The sequence below is a fragment of the Myroides odoratus genome, assembly GCF_001549985.1.
Taxonomy (GTDB): domain Bacteria; phylum Bacteroidota; class Bacteroidia; order Flavobacteriales; family Flavobacteriaceae; genus Flavobacterium; species Flavobacterium odoratum_A.
The window spans coordinates 176,302-197,595 of the sequence record NZ_LROZ01000005.1 but is presented as its reverse complement, the minus strand read 5'-3'; the positions used below and the strand labels follow the sequence as shown (position 1 = coordinate 197,595).

The window sequence follows — 21,294 nt, the reverse complement described above, 5'->3', positions numbered from 1 at the left end:
AATGAGAATAGAAGGAGATTTTATAATTCAAGGTACTGCTACTATTGAGAACTTACCTACTTCTAATAGTAGTTTCTCTGCTATTGTTCAAACTGATGGAAACTTATTTAAGCGAGAATTAGGAACAATAAGTACAGCTAGTAAGGAATCATATATGCCAGGTTTATCAGTTGCATTTCCTTCTATCTTTAATTTAAATACTGAAAGCTTAGATTACAATAATCGTAGTTTAGTTGTATCCTTAAAAAACCAATTACAAGGTACTTCATTTATGGCTCCTATTGCAATGAATGGTACACCAGCTTTTAGGAGAATAGTAAAAACAGATTTGACAGATGCAACAGTTTTATTTTCTGACGATCCTAGAATATCGAATTGGGACACTGCTTTCAATAGAGGGGATTTTAGAGATTATGGTTTAGGTACTGCAGGATTATCTGGAATTGATTCTTGGGATAAAACAAAAATATTAGTCACATCTTTACATAAAGGAGGCGACCACGGAATAACAGGTATTAGTGATAACATATATGGTACTTCATATGTTGGTAATTCGAGATATGCTTTTGATTTAGCAGGACATTGGACTGGTAGAGCATTCATACGAGGATGGTCAGCAAATGCAACTAATGGTTGGCACGAGCTATGGCATACGGGTAATGCGTCTAGCATTGTTACTAAATTGTCTGTACTCGCATCACCAAACTACGGTCTTAGGTTTAATTACTCAGACAGTACATCAAGTAATGAAACAACTAGAACTTATCTTGGAACTACTGTTATAGATACTAGAAGTACACAATCAGGATTAGAGTCAGACGGTACTGTGAATTATCTACCAAATTCTCGAATCATACCCTCATCTACAACATTTTCATTATTTCATTATATTAATAATAGGTATCATACAAGTATTATAAGTAAAGGTTGGACTTCATTATATGCTGCTTGGAAGATTTCTGGACCTGCACATACGCAAAGTACGATGAACACACCTCAAGATTTTTACTTATCGCATACAAATACTGAAGGAGAATGGGGTAGAGATAATAAGATTTATCATGATGGTAACTTGACTAATGTTTCTCAATTAAATAATGATAGTGGCTACATCACTGCTAGTACTGCAGGATTTGTTAAGAAAACAGGGGATACTATGACAGGTCCTTTAACTTCTTCAGCTTCTACAGGATTAATAATGAAAACTGATAACTATGCTCTATTAGAAAGAGATATGGTTACAATCAATGGTGCTTGGGCTAGAACTTTACACAGAACTAAGCATAACGATATATCATTAGATGTTATAGGTCATTACGGTGAAGGAGGTATATTACGATATGGTTACATTGGAGGTACTGCGTACAATCAAACAAACACTATTAGGTGGACAACTGATGGTAAAGTAGGTATTGGATTAAGTGGTACTATACTACCTTCAGAAGCTTTAGATGTTGTCGGTACTATAAAGACAAATTTACATGGAGATTCTTCTCAATGGAAACAAGCTTTTGATTGGGGTACACATATTGGAAAATATTTAAACTTAGGAGATAATAGAATCTTTAGAAGTAAATCAGTAGGTGCAGACTTAGACTTACAGAAAGATTCTGTTGTATATGCTACAGGAGCTAATAGACCAAACAATACTAATTCAACAGTGATTACATTGTCAGGATTAGCAGATTACGGTTTTCAAATAGCAAGTAGAAATGCAAATATTTGGTTTAGAGGATTGGAAGCAGGTAATTATAGAGATTGGTATTCTTTTTGGCATTCAGGTAATTTAGTAAATCCTGCAACACAAGATTGGGTTACATCTAGAGGTTATGTGACCACCGATACAACATATTCTGTGTTTACTAGAACAGTTCCTGGGTTAGTTCCTATGCCTGGTGGTACTACTGCTACAAGATATTTAAGAGAGGATGGTACATGGGTTGTTCCTACAAACACAACTTATTCAGCTGGAACATTAGCATTACTTAATGCTGGAACGGATACTTCTAATAGAGTATGGCCCACTAAAGTATTGGCTGATTATGTTGTAGCTAAGTTAGCTCAAGGAGCTGACTCGATTTGGGAACATACACCACAAGGAGGTTTAAAAATCAGAAATTATGATTCACTTGCTACTCGCGATGGAGCTATTGCGATTACAAAAGGAGGTGGGGCAACAAAAATTAATGCAATAGGAATTGGAACATCTGTTAATTCAGATGGAAATGATGGTATAGTTGTAGGTCCATTAAGCGTTAATCTTGGAACTTATGGTACAGTAGTAGGTCCTTATTCTGTAAATACAGCAATGGAAGGAGTTGTAACCGGTCCTTTTTTACAAAACAACCAAAGAGGGTGTACTGTAACTGGTCGTTATAATCATCCTATTCAAAATGCTACTACCAATACAATAAATAATTATTCACCACTATTCATTATTGGAAATGGAAAGTCAGCTTATATACGTAGCAATGCGTATGAGATGTTTTCAGACGGTAAAGGAAAATTTGCAAATGTCCAATCGTATAAAAACCAACATTCATTCGGCGATATGGATATTCCAAACTGGAAATTCATTCAAGATAATATTGGCGGTGGAGATGGTAATGGTTCGGAAGATTGGGTTTCAAATTATGGGTCACAGATAAGTGTATTCGAAGAACAAAAAGCAAACGAACAGTTAGGTAATTCTCCTTACGAGGGTACGGGTGAAATATTAGCCGATCAGAAATTCTCTAATGTTGATAAACCTACACTAGTTTATTTAGGTAATGATGGCATCTGGAGAAAATGGAATAACAGTGCAAATGCTGAACAAGGAAATCTTTCTAATAGTGCAGTTTTAGGAATTGCATTATCTGATATGAAATCTGTATTACTTAGAGGATATTATCTTGGCAAGATGTCTGTTGAATTACAAAACTTAGTTGGTGATGTTAAGAATGGAAACATGTTCCATAGTATCAATAAAGGTTCATTGATGGCAGGATCTTCAACAAGCTTTACAGAAAGAGTTTTTGGGTATTCAATTAATGAGAGCGTAGCTTATTTCAATCCTTGGATGTTTTAAAAGATAAAATATGTCAGAACTAAAGATAATAGCGACCAACAATAACCTTCCTCCTGAAAGAATCGGAGATGTACGAGTGAGAGTTGTTGTTGGGCAAACAGTAAATATCACGAGGGCAGAATTAACTAACTCAACCCCTAGTTATCTACATGAATTTGGAAGGCCAATTGCTGGGATAAAAGTACTTGCACCAGGAATAAATGTAGAGAATATTTTGCGCCCTTCAGGAACTGCTACAATTGCCACTTTGACCAATAATGGTCAAGTATTACGTTATGTGAATAACACTGTACAAAATGGAGAAATAAGCAAATCTAATTTAGACGGGAGCCTTTTTAAAGTAAAAGGAAATACAATAGGGAGTGACTATGTGGAATACACGGCATCCGCTTTCGATTCGGGTAGTAGTGCAATTTCAGATTACATCAATGAATCTGCTAAGTTATTTATTGATGTTGTATCAGGAGTCAATCAACCGCCAAATTCTATCGGAAATAACACCATAGACTGTCCGATTGGGGTGTTAGTACCTATCAATATAAATGCGTTCACGTTTGATACTACACCTCCTTATGGAGATCCTGAAAATGACGCGCCTTTAAAAGTAATTGCGCGTGTTATACAAGGAACTGCTATCATAACTTTTAATGGAGTTCGTATTAATAATGGAGATGAATTTATGGCAGCTAATTTAGAATCGGGAGAGATGAAAGCTTTTTATCCTCCAGGTACAGCAGAAGGGGTTACAACAATCATCACATTCGATGTTGCTGACATCGGAAGTGGTCAATATAGCGGATTGTAATTATGGCAGAATTAAGATTAATAGCAGTAAGAGATACATCAAGTTCAAGTATAAGAACAGGAAGCAACGTAATCACTTGGACGGACAAGGATATTACACACGATAACCAATTAGATAGTATTGTAAATGATACAGCGAAAGGTTACAATCTAACATTATTTGATGTAACAACAGACACTTTTCCACCATATAAGCCAAATCAAGGAAGAGATTTCAAAGCTTTAAAAATTGCTGAAATATCTAATATGAATGTAAGAAGTAGCGATTATGCAAGTCACCCTCACCGAGATTTGATTGTTGGCGATATCATAAAAAAAGATAATCTCGAAAATAATCAAATTGGTTTTAGTTATGGTGGTGGAGCTGGACAATATGAAACGCGCGTAGGACATGTTGACTTCTTATGGTCAGATGATGGAGTGAGATTTACAGAAGATACAAGACAGCGATTCTATTATATGTATGCAGAAGCGACAGATTATGGTTCTATAGGGCATATAGTTTTGAATTTTAATGTCCTTGCTCAATTGAATATTTTTAATTTAGAGCGAACTCAATATATCAATCATAGGGATATTTCAGAGGCGTTAAATTATAGTGTCAACAACTCAACATTGACAACCAATAGCCAAGAAGTAATTGACTTCTTCAATACGTTCTTAAATGGAGAATATCCCGCTAAAATATATATCGAAGCAATATCAGGAATTAACTGTATTCGATACTTCGAAAACTTAATACAACCTGGACAGAAGCTGTCTTTTGAAGCTTTCCGCCAAAACAAAATAACGATAGATAGAAATCTATTAAACGTAAATGATTTGCCTATTCTTCAGATATACATTGGTGAAGCTAGGTCAGGAATTTTCAGAAAAGAACCTTTAATTTAAAAATAGAAAAAATGAACAAAGAAAAACAAACACAAACAAAAACATCAGTAGAGGATAAAGTTGAAGAAACAGTAAACAAAATCTCTCCGTTACATTTGGCAAAATTGCAAGAATCTAATCAGAAGTTAGAACAAATCAACCAACAAGCCGCAGAATTATATCAACGTGAGTTTGAACTGAAACAAGCAAAAAACGTTTTAGATGGCTCCAATTCAGAAGTTCTTTTTGAAAGGCAAAAGCTCATAAACGAGTTTACGCAAACATACGGTAGAGTAAATATCAATCAGATGACTGGGGAATTTAAAAACATGGAGTAATGAACATACAACAAATCCTTACTAGAATAACATTATTGTCAGAACCGTGTGTTAAGTGGCCAGATAGGATAGATTACTACTTATCTATTTTATACAGATTAGCTCCGATTGCATTTTTAGTGGATATAGTTGGTTGGTGGTTTTCAGAAAATAAGCAATTCGGGCAGTTTATGTGTATTGCATTGTTTATAAATATGGGGGTTGGTATTGCATTCCATGTTAAGAATAAAAGCTTTAGTTGGGGAGGTTTCTTTGCTAGAAATGGGATAATGATATTAACTGTTTCTGTTGTTTATATTATGCTTGAAATGTTGAGATATACCGCAGGAAATAATATTGTAGGAGAACTATTTAAAATAACCATTCAAATTACTACTCTACTTTACCCAACATCCAAAGTTTTTAAGAATGTATACATTATGAGCAATGGAAAGTATCCACCTGAATTTATAATGAAAAAGCTTTATGATTTTGAAAAGAATGGCGATTTAAAAGCCTTCTTTGATAGTAAGAATAAAGAAGAATAATTGTCAAAACAAAAAGCCTTTCACTTTTAATCGAATTGAAATGGCAACTTATACTACATTCGAAAATTTCGCTTTAGATGCAGAAATAGAATTACTCGGTCCCATAATTGCTAAATGGGAAGGTGGGTTTGTAAATGATCCAATAGATAAAGGAGGGGCCACTAATATGGGAATTACTCTCGAAACATGGCGACACTATGGCTATGATAAAAACAATGATGGTAAGATTGATGCTGAAGACATAAAATTATTAAATCAATCCGATTTTAAATACGTGCTCCGCCGATACTGGGACAAATGGCGTGCTAATGAAATAAAAAATCAATCAGTAGCTAATATTCTTGTTGACTGGTATTGGGGATCTGGCAAGTGGGGAATCATTATTCCTCAAAGAATTTTAGGGGTTACCCAGGATGGTATTGTTGGTCCAAAAACAATTAATGCTTTGAATGCTGTTAACCAAGCAGAATTTTTCAAAAAAGTATTTGATGCACGAGTAAAGTTTTTAAATGATATTGTAAAAAACAATCCTACTCAAAAACGATTTATTAATGGATGGATGAATCGATTAAATGACTTTAAATTTAAAGCCTAATGAAGTATTCAATCATCCTACTCTCAATTCTTTTAATGAACTGCGGTTCGCGTAAAGTAGAATTACAAAAGAGAATCAATGATATCGAAACCAATCTTAGTGTAAAAATAAAAGAGCTTGAAATTGAAAGAAGTAAGATTAAAATATACGAGACTTCAAGAATTTTTAAAGCCGATTCTATAGTTGAAAAAGATGGTAAACGAACAATCTATAATCCGAGTTCCGAAGAAAAGGAAAAAGGAAAAGAAGAAAGTGTTGAAAAAGAAAATAAAAAAGAAGAGGATATTCAAGAAAGCACCAAGGATAAGAGCACAACAAAAGATAAAATAACTGACCGAAAGCAGTTCAATTGGTGGGGGATTATTCTGCCTTTAATTCTAATAGTATTTCTTATTTACATATTTAGAAAACCCTTGAAAAAACTAAGCCGATTATTAAAATAATCGGTTTTATTGTTTTGTGTGTAATTTGTATAAAATTTACATAGAATTTTTCTATCTTTGAATTAACTCGTAATAGTTTTTATCTATGAAATCAATACATGACTTTATTGTTTATACAGACATTGTCTTTAATGAAACTTTCAAAACAGAAAGTGGATTAGAACTTTTTGGAGATAACCGATTCCTACAAAAACGATTGGCTCAAAGAGAAGTAGAAATTAAAGCAATGCCATTAAACTATGAGGGCGAGGACATTGTAGGATATCAAGCTTTTATTGATCCAACAATTTATTTTCAAAACCTTTATGACCATGGAAAAGGAGTTAACAATGAAATATCAGGACACAAAGGATTCTTTAAAGTTCAAGCAAACATGATACTTGCTATCCGAAAGGATGAAAATAGCGAATGGAAAGGTTTTAATGAAAATGTAATCGTTTCTAAAGTGATGGATTCTGGAGAAGAAAAGAAATCCGGTTTAATAATTACTGAAATTTCAAAACCTAAAGCATTAAAAGGAATAGCTATTGTCGAAATTCCAAATGATGATTTGCTTAGAGATGAAGTAAGTAAAGGTGACACCATACGTTATAACGACTACTACGGAGTTGATGTGTATATCGATGGTAAAGAATATACTTGGATTAGAACAAAAGATTGTTTAGCTAAAGTTGGATAGTATGAGTAACGGAAAATTACAAGAGAAGCGAAAAAATGAGATTCCGACGCTTATTGAGAAATATCAAAAGTTAGTAGATGATACTTTTAATGCTGTGTCTAAACCACTTCCTACTTTCACTGATATTACAGATAAAGATGGAGATATACTAAAAACAGCAGAACAACAATTGTATTCTTTCTTAGGTGTGCGAGATGCTGCTTTGGACAGAGCAGATGGGATACTTGGAAAGATTAATGAATTAGAAAGAGAACTTAATGATCCTACATTTTGGGATGTTGTAGAAAATGAAGAAGAATCTAAATCAACACCAGCCAATAAAAACCCATTAAAAAGGCACACCAAAAAATAATTGTCAAAACAAAAAGCCTATTGAAGTTTAAAAGCTTAAATAGGAATGTATTACTTAGGTACTAAGATTGAAGATAGAGTTGATGAAAAACTCCGTATTGCCAAGAATAAAACAAAATCTTGGGAGTATGGTTATAACGCTATTATAGATGTTGTAATTATTTCAAAAGATGGTACTCTTGGCGAAATATTTGATGTTTATGGCATACCAATCGGGTTACCTCAAATACCTGATAAAAAAGAAATAATCAATTTTGACAAACCTCAAAAGCTTCAAAAATGGGTACGAGAAGAATTACCCAAAGGAATGAATGCTGAAAATTGTTGGGATGCAAAGTTTACTGAATTTGTAGAACGACAATTCAAGTACCGTGATGAAGGGATTTGGATTTACTTAAATGGCAATCCAGTTTACATGACTGGTACTTACTGGCATTTTCTGCAATGGTTTCGCGAAGGTTCTGATTATCCTAAGCTTCGTATTATCCAAAATGAATTAATGGTGTTTTGGGAGGCTTGTAAAGCCGATGAACGCTGTTATGGAATGCAGTACGTTAAGAATAGACGTTTTGGAGCATCCGCACTTGGTAATAATGAAATGCTTGAAAGTGGTTCTATCCACGAAAACAAAATACTTGGGATGATCTCCAAGAAAGGTAATGACGCTAAAAAGATTTTCAATCGCTTAGTACGTGCCTTTAAACGTTACCCTCCTTTCTTTAAACCCGAAACAGACGGTACCAATACTCCTAAGACCGAACTTGTATTCACTGAGCAAACTAAGAAACGTAAGCAAGGCGAAACAGTGGAAGAAGGTCAAGGTTTAGATACTTCTATCTCCTGGCATAATACTGAAATGAATGCGATGGATGGTGAGGAAATATTCCGCTCCCTTTTAGATGAATCAGGAAAATACCCTAAAGAAGTTCCATTTGATGAGTATTGGCAAATTGTAAAAACTGCCCATAGATTGGGTAGTAATATCGTTGGAAAGTCGATGGTTGTTTCAACTGTAAACGCAATGAAAAAAGGAGGTGCAGGATTCAAGAAAATTTGGGATGATAGTAATGTAGAAAACCGAAACAAAAACGGTCAAACAAAATCAGGATTATATCGAATATTTATTGCTGCTAAATATTGTTTAGAAGGTTTCTTTGATGAATACGGATTTAGTATTGTTGAGGACCCGAAAGAGCCAATTACAAATGACCTTGGGAAAAAGGTTTCAATTGGTGCAGATACATTCTTGAAACAAGAAATAGAAGCTTTAAAAGATGATCCCGAAAAAGAATATGAATTTAAACGTCAATTTCCAGACTCTCCTTCAGATGCTTTCCGTGACGAAAGTGATGATTGTGCTTTTAATTTAGTTCATCTAACTGAACAAATTGAGCATAATTCAGATGAGCTTGATGAAGATGCGAATACCTACGTTAATGATGATGTTGAAAGAGGTAATTTAATTTGGAAGGACGGAATACAAGATACAGAAGTTATTTGGAAACCAGATCCTGTAAGTGGAAGATTTTGGATTAGAAAAGGTTGTCATCCTCCGAAAGAAATACGAAACTTAAAAGAGAAGAGAATGTTTCATGGGGTTATGGCTTGGGCTCCTAAAAATACTCATATTGGAGCAGGAGGAGTCGATCCTTACAATAGAAGTAAAACAGTAGATGGGCGAGGCTCTCAAGGTTCTATACATATTGCTACAAAATACAATGCTTATTTTCCAAATGAAAAAATTATAGTTGAATACATTGATAGAGCAAAGAAAGTAGATTACTTCTTTGAAGATGTAATTATGGTTCACGTTTATTACTCAATGCCATTTCTACCAGAGCTTTCAAATGAAAAGTTTTTGCAATATGTAAAAGATAGAGGATATAGACATTTCGTTTTAAATAATCCTTTTAAGAAGTGGTCAGAGTTAAGTCCTACTGAAAAAGAATATGGCGGTGTGCCTCCTCAAGATAGTAAAATTGGAGACCAACAATTTTATGCTGTCGAGGCTTTCATTGAAGATCATATTGGAGTAGCAAGGGATAGTTCAAACAGACCAATTGGAGAAATGGGAAACATGCCTTTTACTAGGACTTTAATACAATGGAAAGATGTTGACCCAAATAATAGAACTAAATATGATGCTTACATTTCTTCCTCACTTGCATTAATTGCGAATCAAAGTAGAGTAAAAGTTCAACTAGAAGAACCCGAAAAACCACTAGATATAAATCCATTCACTACATACGATAACTCAGGTTACATTTCCAAAGCATATGAAACAAGATAACAATTTAAAACCAATAGATCCTTTTGTTCCATTTGAACAGAAGAAAGAAAAAGAGTACGGACTTAACGTGGCAAGATTCATTTCTAGCCAATGGTTTGCAGGTGGAATTATAGGAAGTGGTAATTGTGCTTTCAATACTCGACGAGAGTCCATTGTAAATAAACGAAAGTTTGTTCGTGGGGAGAAAGACGTTAATCAATTCAAAAAGCTTTTAGCGAGCAATAAAAACAGCTTAAAGTATCTAAACATTGACTTCCGATATATCAATATCGCTCGAAAGTTTTGTAACATCGTGATTAATGGTATGTCGCCAGAAAACTATTCTCTTGATATTCGTTCAACCGATAAGATAACGGTTAAAATGAATGAAGAGAAGATGAATGAGTATCGAAAGTATATGACAAGCTTTAGTCTATTAAACAAAGCAAAAAAAGAATTAGGAATCGATTTAATGCCTAATTCATTTGTACCTGAAGACGAAGAAGAACTTGAATTATTTGTTGCAATAAAAGACAGACCAAAAATTGAAATTGCTGAAGAGCTACTAATCGATTGGATTCTTAAAACAAATGATTGGCTAGAACTTGATGCCCAACTTCGTGCAGATTTAGTCAACTGTGGTATCATGATTACTCGTGTTTATACCGACAAAAGCGATGGAGTAAAATTAGCTTATGTGGACCCTGAAAACTATGTGCACTCTTTTGTCAAGAAAAATAATTTCGATGACAAGTTCTACGAAGGGGTTGTTGATACGATTACTATTTCTGATTTGATTAGAGAGAGCGGACTTAGTTTAGAAAAAGCTAGAGATGTAGCCAAAGGATATGGTTATAATTGGAATACAGGATTGACTCCTGCAGAAAACTATGACAAACTACAAGGTCATAAGGTTGATGTGCTTCGATTCGCTTGGAAAACAGTTAAAACACTCAAGTACAAACAAAATATTCGTCAAGGTAAGGTATATAAGCTATCTAAGCGAAATGATGATTTTGAAGCCCCTAATAGAATTGATACAGGAACTTTAGAAAAAACGTTTGATACTTGGTTTGAAGGCAACTATGTAATAGGTACTGATTATTTATATGATTGGAAAGAATGCGAAAATCTATATGACGATGTGATGAACAAAGCCATGTCACCATTCCTAACACATGCGCTTGATATCTATAACAATAAACTATATTCATTTACTGATGAAATAGAAGTTATCGCAGATAACATGCAACTAACTGCCTTAAAGATTAAACAGTTATTGAATGAATTGAGATCCGATGTAATTGAAATAGATTTAGATTCATTAGCAGAATTACCAAGTGAAGGAGGAACTAAAAGAGCAGCTTGGCAAGAAGCATTTGATTTATTCGAAACTAAAAGTATTGTACTTAAAAAAAGAATCAATCTTGGTGAAGATGGAATCAAAGATGCTGGAGCAGTAAATGTAAAACCTGCTGGACAAGGAAATCAAATAACTACTTTATTGAACAGTTGGGCAACTGACTACAATTTAATACGAGAAAACACAGGTATTAACCCAGCTGTAGATGGCTCTATAGGTTCAAATGCACTAGTTGGAGTTTCTGAAATGAACCGATTAGCGGGTAACCGTGCTACAAAGGATATCGTTGATACCTGGGTAAGATTCCGATTGAAATTAAGCGAATTGATTTCTACACGCATTCAATCTATCTATAATTATTCAGAAGCTTCTCATATTAGAAAATTGTACGACAATGTAATTTCAAAACACTTCAATGATCATCTATCTGTTTTAAAGAATAGACATCTTCACGAGTTTGGATTCACGTTCAATATTGTACCTGCAATGGAAGCGATGCAAGAGTTTAGAGAAGATATGAATATTGCTTTACAAGAAGGTTCTATTTCAGTTGAAGAAAAGTCCGAAGCAATGAACATCTTTAAAACTAATCCAAAACTTGCTAAACAATATCTAGCGTATCGCCGTAGAAAGAACATGCAGATAAGAGCAGATGAAAATGAGAGAATACTTCAAGTTAAATCTCAAAATGACGCAATGGCTGCACAGGCTAAAGTTCAAGCTGATACAGAAGCTTACCAATATAAGAAACAAATTGATTTGCAATTCGCTTCTGAAATGGCACAAATCGAAGTGATGAAACAGCAAGCGATGAATGAGGTTAACAAACCAAAAGAAGACGAGAAGTTTCAACAAGATGTGTATTTAGCACAGATTGCTGCTAAAGGCAAAGAAAATTTGGAAGCTTATAAGGAATCCAAGAAAGATGAACGAACCAAAATACAAGCTTCTCAACAGTCAAAAATGATTACTCAACGACATAATAATTTAGCACCAATTGATTTTGAGGAAAGTAGTTGGCTTGAATAATATTTTTACATGTAATATTTTATATAAATTACATGTAAAATAAGTTTTATTTATTATCTTTGAACTACTTGATAGTTTTAATCTATTAACAAAATTGCTATGAACGAAGGAAATAATACTAATGACTTACCAGATGTAAATGGGAATCCACCTGCTGAACAAGAAACACCAGTAGTAAATACAGTTGATGAAACAGCTGTGTTGAATTACTTTAAAGAACAAGGTAGAGAGGTTTCCTCACTTGATGACTTGTTTAAAGAACCTGAAAAGGTGATTGAAACAAAAGAAGTGAATCCATATGAGGATTTAATGGATGATGAGGACAAAGCTTTTTTTCAATACAAAAAAGAAACGGGGAGAGGCCGTAAAGAGTTTGAATCTTTACGTACTAATCTAGATGATGTTCCTCCTATTGAATTCGCAAGAGCGCAAGTTCTAAAAGAAGCTGGGATGAAACTATCTAACGATCAGATCAATGGTTACCTACAAGACAAATTAGGCATTGATGACATGGACAACCTAACTACCAATGACTTAATTGAGTTGTCAAAATATGGAAAGTCTATAAAAGATGCCCGCTTAGAAGAACAGTCAAAATACAGACAACCAATCCCTAAACAAGAAGTTCCTCAGAACCAAAATACAAATCAAGATGAATATGTAGCATTGGCCAATGGTACGTATATGAAAAAATCTGATTTTGAAATTGCTCAACAAAACAAAGTCAAACATAACCAAATGGTACAAGAAGCTGTGAACAGTGTTACAGCAACTTCATTTAAAGTTATGGTTGACGATAATGGAGAGCAAAAAGAATTGAACTATGACTATAACTATTCAGATAACGACAGGAGCAGTGCTGTGTCAATAGTTTCTGATTTAGGAAAGTATGTTCAAGACACCTATGAAAGCGAACAAGGCTTTAACCACAAGCAATTCGCTGAAGATGTTTTTTGGTTGAATCCTAAAAACAGAGAGACTGCAATTTCGTCTTTAATGCATAAAGCGAGAGCCGAAGCAATTGAAGAAGTAATGAAACAACGTGGTAACGTTAACTACCAAACTCAATCAAATACTTTGTCAAGTAAAGAAAAGCCTAAAACAATGACTATTAAAGAAGTATTTAATCAAAATAGATAATAACTATGGCTTTTGAATTAAAAGAAAATAACTTATCAGGGTTGTCTATTAATGAAAACACAAATAATGAGTTGGTGGCTACTCCATATAACTTCATCAATTTGTATGATTATGCGATGCATTATCAACCTGAGTTAATTCCTGATCTTGTTTACGCGAATGGTAAAGGATCAATATTAGGTTTTTTACGTGCTACTGCAGGAAAAACAGGACGTGGATATGAATCAGATACGATTCAGCATGCTGAAATGAATCGTTTACACAATTCCATTGCAGGTGTAACGATTGTAAACAATGAGTTTACTTGCCCTAAACCTCACAATTTACGAGTTAATGATGTAGTGAAGATTTCTGATGGAGAAAATGAGTATCAAGCAATTGTTTCTCAGATTATTTCTAAAACGAAATTTATCGGATTGAATGATGCTGTGGGGGATTTTCCTACTGTTGCTGTTACAGTAAATGCTGATTTTTCATCTCGTTTCTTAAAGGGAGATAAAGGATTTAAAGAAGGAAAACATTGGAAACCCACAATTTACACAAACCATACTCATATTTTTAAAGAATATTATGGTATTGCTGATTCAGATTTGGCTCATAAAACGTGGATAAATACACCAGAAGGCCCTCGTTGGTTTAATCTTGAAATGGAACGTACAAATACTTTGTACGACAATAAGAATGAATTAACATTCTTAACTCATGAAAGAGCAGCTGATGATGCAGATTCAACTAAAGCTGGATTTGCTCAAGGTATGAATGGAGTTATTCCTCTTATTGAAGCAAGAGGTAATGTGTCTAATGACTTCATATCAACATTATCTGACTTATCAAACATGGCTTTACGTTTAAAGCAACAAGGTACTTGTCGTGAGCTTACTTTATGGATGGGACATGAACAAATGGCCAAGATTCGAGAATTAGCTTCGGGGATTAATGCATCATTTGTAAATGGGTCTCATTATGGAGCATTTAACAATAGCAAAGAGATGGCTTTGAACTTAGATTTTGTGTCTATTTTCATTGATGGTGTTCAGTTCCATTTTGTTTCTTGGGCTATACCAGATGATCCAACATTATTAGGGGCATCAAAATTTGACAAAACATCTTTTGCTTACGTTGGTGTGCCTTCTGGAAATACTCATGTAACTGAAAATGGGAATACAATTTCTAAACCTTATTTAGAATTACGTTATCGTAAGAACGAATTAGTAAACAGAGAAAAAGAGGTTAAGTTCTTTGGTAAATTTGGTCAACAAGTAGAAGATGATAAATCTTTCGTTACTTATTTGACTGAAGGAACTGTAGATATTGCCGCAGCAAATAACTTCTTTGTGGGAAGAAAATCAGATAGTTTCTATCTGTAATATAAAATAGAGGTAGGGAGTTAGTCTCCCTACTTATTTTTTTAACTGTAAAAAATAAAAACATGTCAAATACAACAACATTCGTTTTATTAAAAGGAAGTCCTACAAGTTGGAGTGTTAAGCAAAATGGCTTAATGATTGAAAAAAAAGGAGTTGGATTAAAATTTGCTGCATACTATCCTGGACAAGATTCTATTTTTGTTGAGGATATCAAGAACAAAGATTTAAAACCACAATTGATTCCTGCTTTTGAATTCAATCCTTCAACAAACAAAACTGAATTAACTGTTCCTAATACAGATGTTAACTTAATTACCCTATTAAAGTTACATCCGCATTATGGTAAAAAGTTTGAAATCTTCAGTGAAGAAATTGAAAGTGAGAGGGCTTTATCTAAGTACAACAACATTGAGAAAGCTTTAAAACTGATTGAGTCAGCAAATGATTTAGAAGTAAGAGCTAAAGGCGTCGTTGTGTTAGGCGTAGATGCGATGCATTATTTACCTACTGTAGCTATGGCTAAGTTAAAAGAATTAGCCTTCAGCAATCCTACACAAGTTATTTCTAAAATCGAAGGAATGGATTATGAGTCTCAATTTATAGCTGCGAAAGCATTTATTGATAAGATCGTAAAAACAAACCTTGGTCATACTGCTGTAGTTTGGTCTGATACAGAAAACCTAATCTTAACATTAGGTACTGGTGAAATTGGAGTAGAGAAGTTAGCAAGATTGCTTTCTCAAAACAATGAGCAAAGTTACAACATGTTACAGATTATTTCTCAAAAACTAGGCATTGGTACTCAGCAAGAAGAACAAACCCCAGTTAACTCAGTTTCAGAAAAAGAACTTCAAGCTAAAGATGCAAAACTAGCTGAATTAGAAACAGAATCTGCAAGTAAACTTCAAGCTAAAGACGATGAAATCGCACAGTTGAAAGCTCAATTAGAAGCTGCTAACAAAGGAAGTGTTCATGAAATAAACACTCCATCTACTCAAGCAGAAGCTACTAATAAAGTAGAAATGACTTTGGAAGAAGCTACAGCAAAGTATATTGAGAAGTTTAGAAAAGAACCTGGTCCGAATGTAAAAAACGACCTTGAGTGGATTTTAAGAAAATTAAGCGAATAATAGAAAGCACTCGAAAGGGTGCTTTTTTTAACTCTATTTACTATGTATTTAATTGATTTAGTTTACCGAACTGTTTTAACTATCGCGAATTCAGAAGTCCGTGGAAATGTAAAACCATCTGATATTAGACTATTGATCAACACAACAGTTGAAGAGATATACGAATCCTATTTCTATGAACTAAACCGAATGCTCAATCGTCAAAACAAAGGTTTAGTTGGAAACGGCTTAGAGAATATTCCCGATTTGATTAGGGATAAAATAAACCACTTCTTAAAGTCAGAAGAAGTAAGTGTGTCTAGTGGCAAAATATCGCTTCCTAACGATGTTAGATATCTTGATAATGTATTTGTTGATGAGGTAGAAGTAGAGTTATTAAAAAGCCTTAGAGAGTTCCAAATAGTTAAAAATACAGCGAACAGAACATACCCAATAGGGTATAAAAGTGATGCTACTACCATTGTTATATACCCGAACGGTTATAATGAAGCAACCCTCAGTTATTTGAGAAAACCTAAAGTTCCTAATTGGACATTTTTTGTAGTGAATGACACAGAAGTGTTTAATCCGGATGCTTCCGACTTCCAAGATTTGGATATCCACCAAAGCGAGGTGTCAAACGTAATTATAAAAACACTTCAAAAAGTAGGAATAAACTTGAAAGAACAAGATTTACAGCAAATAATGGCCCAGCAACAAAACATTGAGTTCAACCAAGAAATGCAAAGCTAATGACAGATTTAGAATACATAGACAATAAAGATGGTCATGGAGCATATCAGTATGTGGCTTTAAGTAAAGTGATCAACGATATGGTAACAGAATCATTAGATGATGATAGTTATTTAAAGAACACTCCGCGTTTTAGATTTATTCAATACGCAAAAGAGGGAATCAGAAATCTAAATCAAGAAGCAGCTAATGATATTCTAGCTTTTGAAATTACGGTACCCGACAACTTGGTTGTTGTAGTTCCAAAGGATTATGTGAATTGGGTTCGTATCTCCTTAGTTACACGAGATCCAATTACAAACGGATTTGTTCTTCAGCCTCTAAATGAAAACCGAAACATAAATACAGCAATCGGATATTTGCAAGACCATAAAGGAGATTTGTTGTTTGATAACAACGGAATGATTTTGACTTCCGATTCTTCCAATGCCTATGTGCATCCACATAAGCGATATAAAGTTTCTGATTTGGGCAGTTGTGGTCAAGGTAAATACCTAGATACAAGTAAGGTTTCAAAATATGGTGAGTTTGTAATCGACGATCGAAAAGGAAATATACTATTCAGTTCCGATTTAATGGATAAGGAAGTAGTTATCGAGTATATCTCAGACGGTTTGCAAGCGGAACTAAACGAGGAGGAAATAACCATTCACAAGGACTTAAAAGAAACTCTTGAGAATTGGATTTACTATGCCTGTATTGAAAAAAGAAGAAACGTTCCTGCCAATGAAAAACAACGCGCCTTGTTGAGGTACAAAACAACACTTCACAAAGCTAAGCTAGACCGACTAAACATAAAACTGTACGAAATAATTCGACACTTCTAAACTATGAGCAAACGATTAGATTTGATGTTCAAACTTCCTCCATTGGCTAAAAAACGAATGGAGAATGATAAAACAAAAATTGTAGAGGCCTTTCACAAAGGACAAGAAAAGGAAGTATATACCAGGTTACAGTACGCGAGGATTTACAAAGGTTATGACTTACTCGAGAACTTTGGTTACGTCCGACATGCCTTACAAAGAAAGTACGATATCAGTGTTACTCTATTAGAAACCATTTTATACCTGGTTCCTAAAAACTATTTCATGACTGGCGATCTAAAAGAAATCGCTCAGATACGATATACCTACAAGAACATCGATAGCCTTATCCGAATGGGATATGTATCGCGTGCAGCTAAAGGCAAAAACAAAAACGAGCATATTTATGCCATGACTGCGAAAGCACGTCAAATTTGCCAAGAAATGCACGAAATGTTAGCTGGGGAGATAGATATACCTACTGAACTTTATAACTCAAAAGAAGCCTCTAAAAGCGATTTGATTAAAGCTGAAATCATTGAAAAGCTAAATAAAAAAGAAAAGCCCAAAACAGTGAAATTGCTTTGGGCTAGAGTTAATAATACTTAATATTTAAGTTCATCTTCAAATTTATTTCTTGCAAAAAACCACCCTTTATCAGTTAATGTGAATTTCTCTGATTTATCTAAACCTAGCTCTTCTGGTCTTAGTTTTCGTATTAAGTTAAGAGAAATAAACCTGTCTAGTAATAGTTTGCTTTCTCTATTATTAGTCATATAATTGATGTCATAAAAATTTTCACTAAACTCTTTTAATGTTGAAGAGGGAGTGTTTAGATATTCCTGTAAATAATCATTTTCAATTAATTTCTTATCAAGAAAAACTTTAATTTCTTTTTCTCGGGCATTAAAAAGACTATTTAAATCATTGTTTTTAATTGTTGAATCATTCAATTTATTTGTCAAATCATCAATATCAGCCTTATAGATATCTATTTCATTTTTCAATTGCTTAATTTGATTATTTAAATCAGATTTTTCTTTATAATTTGCTCTTTTATCTTCTAGTTCTATTTCTTTATCAGCAATAGTGATTTGTCCTTCTATATCAACAGTTTTTGAATGATATAAGTGTTCATTTCTTTTCTTAAATGACTCAAATGTATTCTCATCTATCCAACACATTATTTTTGGTAAAAAAAGAACATAAAATAAAGAAAGAAGCAAAGGGAGCACTAACAAATAAGCAACGTCTGAATAATTATTAGAAACATAAGAAACCCTATCTTCAATTGGAATGTTTGAGAATATAACTATTAGTATAGGTTTCCAATTGAATGCGATAAAGGATATAATAAAAGACCCAACAAACGGATTTTTGAGCCTTTCTTCAGTTGTTTTAAATATTGATCCGAGAAAATCTTTCATAATTAACAGGTGATAAAAATAATCACCAAACGTAATATAATTATTTGAAAAGTTAAAGTTTCGGGAAAAAGTAAATCGAACTGATAGATAATTTTACAATGGTATTTTGTGAAAAATGACCGTATTGAAATTCTATTTATATTTGCAAAGTGAATGTTTCAGATTTACAAAATCAAGATAAACCCATACAGACTCAATAGTGTAAAAGTTATTAACAAAATTTGATAACTTAATCTAAAAAAGAGTTGATATAGAATAATCTTAGTAGTAAATTAGCGGTATTCAGTTTAAGAAATTAATGATAAACAACAAAAAAAGTTGAAGGCCTAATTTCAACTTTTTTTTTATTATCAAAAAACCTCGCTTCGGGTGCTGAGCAGTTTATGTTTAACAATCAAATTCATGGCAAAATGAAGAAGAAGAAAAACATAATGGAACACCTAAGAAACTTAGTGATGTTTACATATTATGCTATAAAAACGATAATAACTGTAGCTGATTTGTAAACATAAAAAAGTAGTGTGAATAATAGTAGCACTACTTTTTTCTTTTATTCTACTTGGACAAATGTAAAAAATAATTTACACTTGTATGTTAAAAATATGTTAAAACAATATTTTTTTATTTAATTGATTAAAGGTTAATGTCTTGTAATTCAGATTGTTGTTTTATAATATCAACATCATCCTTTTCACTCAAAACAAGATACTCAATACCATCAATAACACTTTGAACCCCATCCGAGTATTTAAACTTTCTAACGCGATCACCTGGTTTGATATGTTTCACTTTTACCCCGATATCAACTACTTTGTATTCATCTTCACTTTGGTAGTTTGTGGGTAAGATTAAACCGCTTGTGGTTTGTTTTTCTTCAACTATGCGAGTGCATAAAATTCTATCTCCTAATAGTTTCATTTCTCTATATTATAAATGATTACTCTATATTTTGCATTGAGTGTTAATTTTTTCGTTTCACCTAATCTGTGTTCACTTCTAAGTCTTTTAATTATAGTCCAAAAGAGTTGTTCTTGAGAACGCCCTTTATCCCAATCAGGATCTACTATGTAGTTCATGTTTTTCTTAATACTACCAGAGTCTTTTATATTTTTCTCTATGTGAGTTTTTGTAGGAATATAAATACTTCCTTTTGTAAATAGCACCTGAATAGCTTCATCTACCATTCTGGTTGTTTTTCCACTTGCCCTCATAATTAATCCGTTTAGTTACTTAATAATCTTTGCGAACTCGCCCTGTTTCCAAAAGCAGATAATACCAGAAGGACTTGTTACTGTATCTTCATCCGGATTATACTGCAATCGAGGAACGTTGCTTATGTTTACTTCTTTGTTCAGCTTCAAACAGTGAATTGCTTTGGCCTTGGCAAAGTGTTTTTCTATTTTCTTTAATTCTTTCTCGTTCATAACATTTCAAAATAAAAAAGCTGGCTTACGAGAAACCAGCCTTTACAACACAACTAATCTTACTTATGATTCAAAAAGCGATTTAACAGCCATCATGGTACCTTTTTCGATATCTGTGATTGCAGCAGCTTTTCTTCTTGGATCCTTTCCGTATTCTTCAATTAAGTTTACTAATTCAGAAGCTTTTTGTTTAATCAAATCCACGGATTCTCTATTCTCGTTATTAAAACGACCTATAATCTGTTCTCCTTTTGATCTTGCGTCATGAACAGCTGGAGCTGTAGTTTCTTGTTTCATAGCAATTTTACTTTTTAATTATTCCACAATATTCCAGTCTTCTGCGAGAATATCACTTACACTAGGAGTCCAAGTAGCAATGTCATTATCAACAGTTTTTAAGGCCAAGTAAGGTCTATACTTAACTTCTTCTCCAAATGTATTTTTAATTACATCTGTTTGAGATTTATAAACACCTCCAGGAACATAATAAGCAAACATGCCTTTTCCGTTCCATCCTTCTCTTGATACTTTTTTTCCTTCTTTTAATGCTTCTAAAGCTTTTCCAAAATTTAAACTATCCATCTTGTATATGTTTTGAAATTATATCTGTTACATTCAACACTTCTTCATCAATTAAACTTAAATCATGATTTTTCACTATACATTCCTCACACATCCATTGAGGGTCTTTGCTTCCTTTTTCAGTTGTTCTATGTAGGGGTTTATCAAAAAAACTAACTCCACATTCAATACATTTAACTTTCATTTTTAATTCGCTCAATTATCGTATTGTATTCTTGAATCCATTCAGTAGGAATAGCCATTTCTGATTTTCGGTAGCGTACAATCGCGTCAACTATTTCGGTTAGACGTTCGTTGTATAATTCGTTCTGCGTTCTTATTCCATAAGGAGGGGCTTGCTCTAACATA

25 protein-coding genes are annotated in these 21,294 nt (G+C 33.5%); 17 read left to right on the top strand and 8 right to left on the bottom strand.

The genetic code is table 11. The annotated features are described in order from the left end of the window. The first annotated feature begins 1 nt into the window (after position 1). From AWV75_RS07805 to AWV75_RS07730, 17 genes are all read left to right on the top strand, one after another. On the top strand, positions 2-3,070 hold the full coding sequence (locus AWV75_RS07805) for a hypothetical protein (protein ID WP_060873848.1): 3,069 nt from the start codon (positions 2-4) through the stop codon (positions 3,068-3,070). Between the two features lie 10 nt (positions 3,071-3,080). Further along, positions 3,081-3,875 carry a hypothetical protein gene (locus tag AWV75_RS19130; RefSeq protein ID WP_231738058.1) on the top strand — a complete coding sequence of 265 codons (795 nt, stop codon included), beginning with the start codon at positions 3,081-3,083 and terminating at the stop codon, positions 3,873-3,875. A gap of 2 nt (positions 3,876-3,877) precedes the next feature. Continuing rightward, the gene (locus AWV75_RS07800) at positions 3,878-4,765 is read left to right on the top strand and encodes a hypothetical protein (protein ID WP_231738056.1); all 888 of its coding nucleotides are present in this window, start codon (positions 3,878-3,880) and stop codon (positions 4,763-4,765) included. Positions 4,766-4,776: 11 nt separating this feature from the next. Further along, entirely contained in the window at positions 4,777-5,082 is a 306-nt protein-coding gene (locus AWV75_RS07795) for a hypothetical protein (protein WP_060873847.1), read from the top strand. Continuing rightward, positions 5,082-5,609 (top strand): hypothetical protein, encoded by a 528-nt coding sequence (locus AWV75_RS07790; protein ID WP_060873846.1) that lies wholly within the window; start codon positions 5,082-5,084, stop codon positions 5,607-5,609. The genes AWV75_RS07795 and AWV75_RS07790 overlap by 1 nt, the downstream gene beginning before the upstream one ends. A gap of 40 nt (positions 5,610-5,649) precedes the next feature. Continuing rightward, positions 5,650-6,204: a glycoside hydrolase family 108 protein gene (locus AWV75_RS07785; RefSeq protein ID WP_060873903.1), complete on the top strand. Its 555-nt coding sequence runs from the start codon at positions 5,650-5,652 to the stop codon at positions 6,202-6,204. Next, a complete protein-coding gene (locus AWV75_RS07780; protein ID WP_060873845.1) occupies positions 6,204-6,647 on the top strand; it encodes a hypothetical protein in 444 nt (147 codons plus the stop codon). The genes AWV75_RS07785 and AWV75_RS07780 overlap by 1 nt, the downstream gene beginning before the upstream one ends. A gap of 85 nt (positions 6,648-6,732) precedes the next feature. After that, complete coding sequence (locus AWV75_RS07775; RefSeq protein ID WP_060873844.1) at positions 6,733-7,326, top strand: co-chaperone GroES; 594 nt, start codon at positions 6,733-6,735, stop codon at positions 7,324-7,326. A gap of 1 nt (position 7,327) precedes the next feature. Continuing rightward, on the top strand, positions 7,328-7,678 hold the full coding sequence (locus AWV75_RS07770) for a hypothetical protein (protein ID WP_060873843.1): 351 nt from the start codon (positions 7,328-7,330) through the stop codon (positions 7,676-7,678). Between the two features lie 45 nt (positions 7,679-7,723). Continuing rightward, entirely contained in the window at positions 7,724-9,967 is a 2,244-nt protein-coding gene (locus tag AWV75_RS07765; RefSeq protein ID WP_060873842.1) for a hypothetical protein, read from the top strand. Next, positions 9,954-12,338, top strand: a complete 2,385-nt coding sequence (locus tag AWV75_RS07760; RefSeq protein WP_060873841.1) for a hypothetical protein — start codon at positions 9,954-9,956, stop codon at positions 12,336-12,338. Before AWV75_RS07765 ends, AWV75_RS07760 begins: the two co-directional genes overlap by 14 nt. A gap of 99 nt (positions 12,339-12,437) precedes the next feature. Continuing rightward, entirely contained in the window at positions 12,438-13,478 is a 1,041-nt protein-coding gene (locus tag AWV75_RS07755; protein WP_060873840.1) for a hypothetical protein, read from the top strand. A 5-nt stretch (positions 13,479-13,483) separates the two neighbouring features. Next, a complete protein-coding gene (locus tag AWV75_RS07750) occupies positions 13,484-14,845 on the top strand; it encodes a hypothetical protein (RefSeq protein ID WP_060873839.1) in 1,362 nt (453 codons plus the stop codon). 62 nt (positions 14,846-14,907) lie between these two features. Continuing rightward, on the top strand, positions 14,908-15,975 hold the full coding sequence (locus tag AWV75_RS07745) for a hypothetical protein (RefSeq protein ID WP_060873838.1): 1,068 nt from the start codon (positions 14,908-14,910) through the stop codon (positions 15,973-15,975). A 42-nt stretch (positions 15,976-16,017) separates the two neighbouring features. Beyond that, positions 16,018-16,707 (top strand): hypothetical protein, encoded by a 690-nt coding sequence (locus AWV75_RS07740; protein ID WP_231738054.1) that lies wholly within the window; start codon positions 16,018-16,020, stop codon positions 16,705-16,707. Beyond that, a complete protein-coding gene (locus AWV75_RS07735) occupies positions 16,707-17,534 on the top strand; it encodes a hypothetical protein (RefSeq protein WP_060873836.1) in 828 nt (275 codons plus the stop codon). Before AWV75_RS07740 ends, AWV75_RS07735 begins: the two co-directional genes overlap by 1 nt. 3 nt (positions 17,535-17,537) lie before the next feature. After that, positions 17,538-18,122 (top strand): MarR family transcriptional regulator, encoded by a 585-nt coding sequence (locus tag AWV75_RS07730; RefSeq protein ID WP_060873835.1) that lies wholly within the window; start codon positions 17,538-17,540, stop codon positions 18,120-18,122. Here the strand turns inward: AWV75_RS07730 and AWV75_RS07725 are convergent. The 8 genes from AWV75_RS07725 to AWV75_RS18870 all read right to left on the bottom strand — a co-directional run bounded on the left by AWV75_RS07725 (position 18,119) and on the right by AWV75_RS18870 (position 21,293). Further along, positions 18,119-18,940 carry a hypothetical protein gene (locus AWV75_RS07725; RefSeq protein ID WP_060873834.1) on the bottom strand — a complete coding sequence of 274 codons (822 nt, stop codon included), beginning with the start codon at positions 18,938-18,940 and terminating at the stop codon, positions 18,119-18,121. The genes AWV75_RS07730 and AWV75_RS07725 overlap by 4 nt on opposite strands. 633 nt (positions 18,941-19,573) lie before the next feature. Continuing rightward, positions 19,574-19,858, bottom strand: a complete 285-nt coding sequence (locus AWV75_RS07720) for a chaperonin (protein ID WP_060873833.1) — start codon at positions 19,856-19,858, stop codon at positions 19,574-19,576. Continuing rightward, positions 19,855-20,151, bottom strand: a complete 297-nt coding sequence (locus AWV75_RS07715; protein WP_060873832.1) for a hypothetical protein — start codon at positions 20,149-20,151, stop codon at positions 19,855-19,857. The genes AWV75_RS07720 and AWV75_RS07715 overlap by 4 nt, the downstream gene beginning before the upstream one ends. A gap of 15 nt (positions 20,152-20,166) precedes the next feature. After that, positions 20,167-20,364 (bottom strand): hypothetical protein, encoded by a 198-nt coding sequence (locus AWV75_RS07710; RefSeq protein ID WP_060873831.1) that lies wholly within the window; start codon positions 20,362-20,364, stop codon positions 20,167-20,169. 63 nt (positions 20,365-20,427) lie between these two features. Next, on the bottom strand, positions 20,428-20,661 hold the full coding sequence (locus AWV75_RS07705) for an Acb2/Tad1 domain-containing protein (RefSeq protein ID WP_060873830.1): 234 nt from the start codon (positions 20,659-20,661) through the stop codon (positions 20,428-20,430). Positions 20,662-20,679: 18 nt separating this feature from the next. Further along, positions 20,680-20,946 carry a DUF2829 domain-containing protein gene (locus AWV75_RS07700; protein WP_060873829.1) on the bottom strand — a complete coding sequence of 89 codons (267 nt, stop codon included), beginning with the start codon at positions 20,944-20,946 and terminating at the stop codon, positions 20,680-20,682. Further along, a complete protein-coding gene (locus AWV75_RS07695; RefSeq protein WP_060873828.1) occupies positions 20,939-21,130 on the bottom strand; it encodes a hypothetical protein in 192 nt (63 codons plus the stop codon). The genes AWV75_RS07700 and AWV75_RS07695 overlap by 8 nt, the downstream gene beginning before the upstream one ends. Then, positions 21,120-21,293, bottom strand: coding sequence for a hypothetical protein (locus AWV75_RS18870; RefSeq protein WP_197429566.1), 174 nt, complete (start codon positions 21,291-21,293; stop codon positions 21,120-21,122). The genes AWV75_RS07695 and AWV75_RS18870 overlap by 11 nt, the downstream gene beginning before the upstream one ends. Position 21,294: the final 1 nt, after the last annotated feature.

What these genes read in the sequence shown, in the direction of transcription:
- AWV75_RS07730 (WP_060873835.1), top strand. Translation starts at nt 17,538, where the DNA reads ATGAGCAAACGATTAGATTTGATGTTCAAACTTCCTCCATTGGCTAAA.
- AWV75_RS19130 (WP_231738058.1), top strand. Translation starts at nt 3,081, where the DNA reads ATGTCAGAACTAAAGATAATAGCGACCAACAATAACCTTCCTCCTGAA.
- AWV75_RS07715 (WP_060873832.1), bottom strand. Translation starts at nt 20,151, where the DNA reads ATGAGGGCAAGTGGAAAAACAACCAGAATGGTAGATGAAGCTATTCAG.
- AWV75_RS07705 (WP_060873830.1), bottom strand. Translation starts at nt 20,661, where the DNA reads ATGAAACAAGAAACTACAGCTCCAGCTGTTCATGACGCAAGATCAAAA.
- AWV75_RS07805 (WP_060873848.1), top strand. Translation starts at nt 2, where the DNA reads ATGAGAATAGAAGGAGATTTTATAATTCAAGGTACTGCTACTATTGAG.
- AWV75_RS07780 (WP_060873845.1), top strand. Translation starts at nt 6,204, where the DNA reads ATGAAGTATTCAATCATCCTACTCTCAATTCTTTTAATGAACTGCGGT.
- AWV75_RS07735 (WP_060873836.1), top strand. Translation starts at nt 16,707, where the DNA reads ATGACAGATTTAGAATACATAGACAATAAAGATGGTCATGGAGCATAT.
- AWV75_RS07775 (WP_060873844.1), top strand. Translation starts at nt 6,733, where the DNA reads ATGAAATCAATACATGACTTTATTGTTTATACAGACATTGTCTTTAAT.
- AWV75_RS07760 (WP_060873841.1), top strand. Translation starts at nt 9,954, where the DNA reads ATGAAACAAGATAACAATTTAAAACCAATAGATCCTTTTGTTCCATTT.
- AWV75_RS07725 (WP_060873834.1), bottom strand. Translation starts at nt 18,940, where the DNA reads ATGAAAGATTTTCTCGGATCAATATTTAAAACAACTGAAGAAAGGCTC.
- AWV75_RS07700 (WP_060873829.1), bottom strand. Translation starts at nt 20,946, where the DNA reads ATGGATAGTTTAAATTTTGGAAAAGCTTTAGAAGCATTAAAAGAAGGA.
- AWV75_RS07765 (WP_060873842.1), top strand. Translation starts at nt 7,724, where the DNA reads ATGTATTACTTAGGTACTAAGATTGAAGATAGAGTTGATGAAAAACTC.
- AWV75_RS07745 (WP_060873838.1), top strand. Translation starts at nt 14,908, where the DNA reads ATGTCAAATACAACAACATTCGTTTTATTAAAAGGAAGTCCTACAAGT.
- AWV75_RS07740 (WP_231738054.1), top strand. Translation starts at nt 16,018, where the DNA reads ATGTATTTAATTGATTTAGTTTACCGAACTGTTTTAACTATCGCGAAT.
- AWV75_RS07800 (WP_231738056.1), top strand. Translation starts at nt 3,878, where the DNA reads ATGGCAGAATTAAGATTAATAGCAGTAAGAGATACATCAAGTTCAAGT.
- AWV75_RS07720 (WP_060873833.1), bottom strand. Translation starts at nt 19,858, where the DNA reads ATGAAACTATTAGGAGATAGAATTTTATGCACTCGCATAGTTGAAGAA.
- AWV75_RS07755 (WP_060873840.1), top strand. Translation starts at nt 12,438, where the DNA reads ATGAACGAAGGAAATAATACTAATGACTTACCAGATGTAAATGGGAAT.
- AWV75_RS07750 (WP_060873839.1), top strand. Translation starts at nt 13,484, where the DNA reads ATGGCTTTTGAATTAAAAGAAAATAACTTATCAGGGTTGTCTATTAAT.
- AWV75_RS07795 (WP_060873847.1), top strand. Translation starts at nt 4,777, where the DNA reads ATGAACAAAGAAAAACAAACACAAACAAAAACATCAGTAGAGGATAAA.
- AWV75_RS07710 (WP_060873831.1), bottom strand. Translation starts at nt 20,364, where the DNA reads ATGAACGAGAAAGAATTAAAGAAAATAGAAAAACACTTTGCCAAGGCC.
- AWV75_RS18870 (WP_197429566.1), bottom strand. Translation starts at nt 21,293, where the DNA reads ATGTTAGAGCAAGCCCCTCCTTATGGAATAAGAACGCAGAACGAATTA.
- AWV75_RS07770 (WP_060873843.1), top strand. Translation starts at nt 7,328, where the DNA reads ATGAGTAACGGAAAATTACAAGAGAAGCGAAAAAATGAGATTCCGACG.
- AWV75_RS07790 (WP_060873846.1), top strand. Translation starts at nt 5,082, where the DNA reads ATGAACATACAACAAATCCTTACTAGAATAACATTATTGTCAGAACCG.
- AWV75_RS07785 (WP_060873903.1), top strand. Translation starts at nt 5,650, where the DNA reads ATGGCAACTTATACTACATTCGAAAATTTCGCTTTAGATGCAGAAATA.
- AWV75_RS07695 (WP_060873828.1), bottom strand. Translation starts at nt 21,130, where the DNA reads ATGAAAGTTAAATGTATTGAATGTGGAGTTAGTTTTTTTGATAAACCC.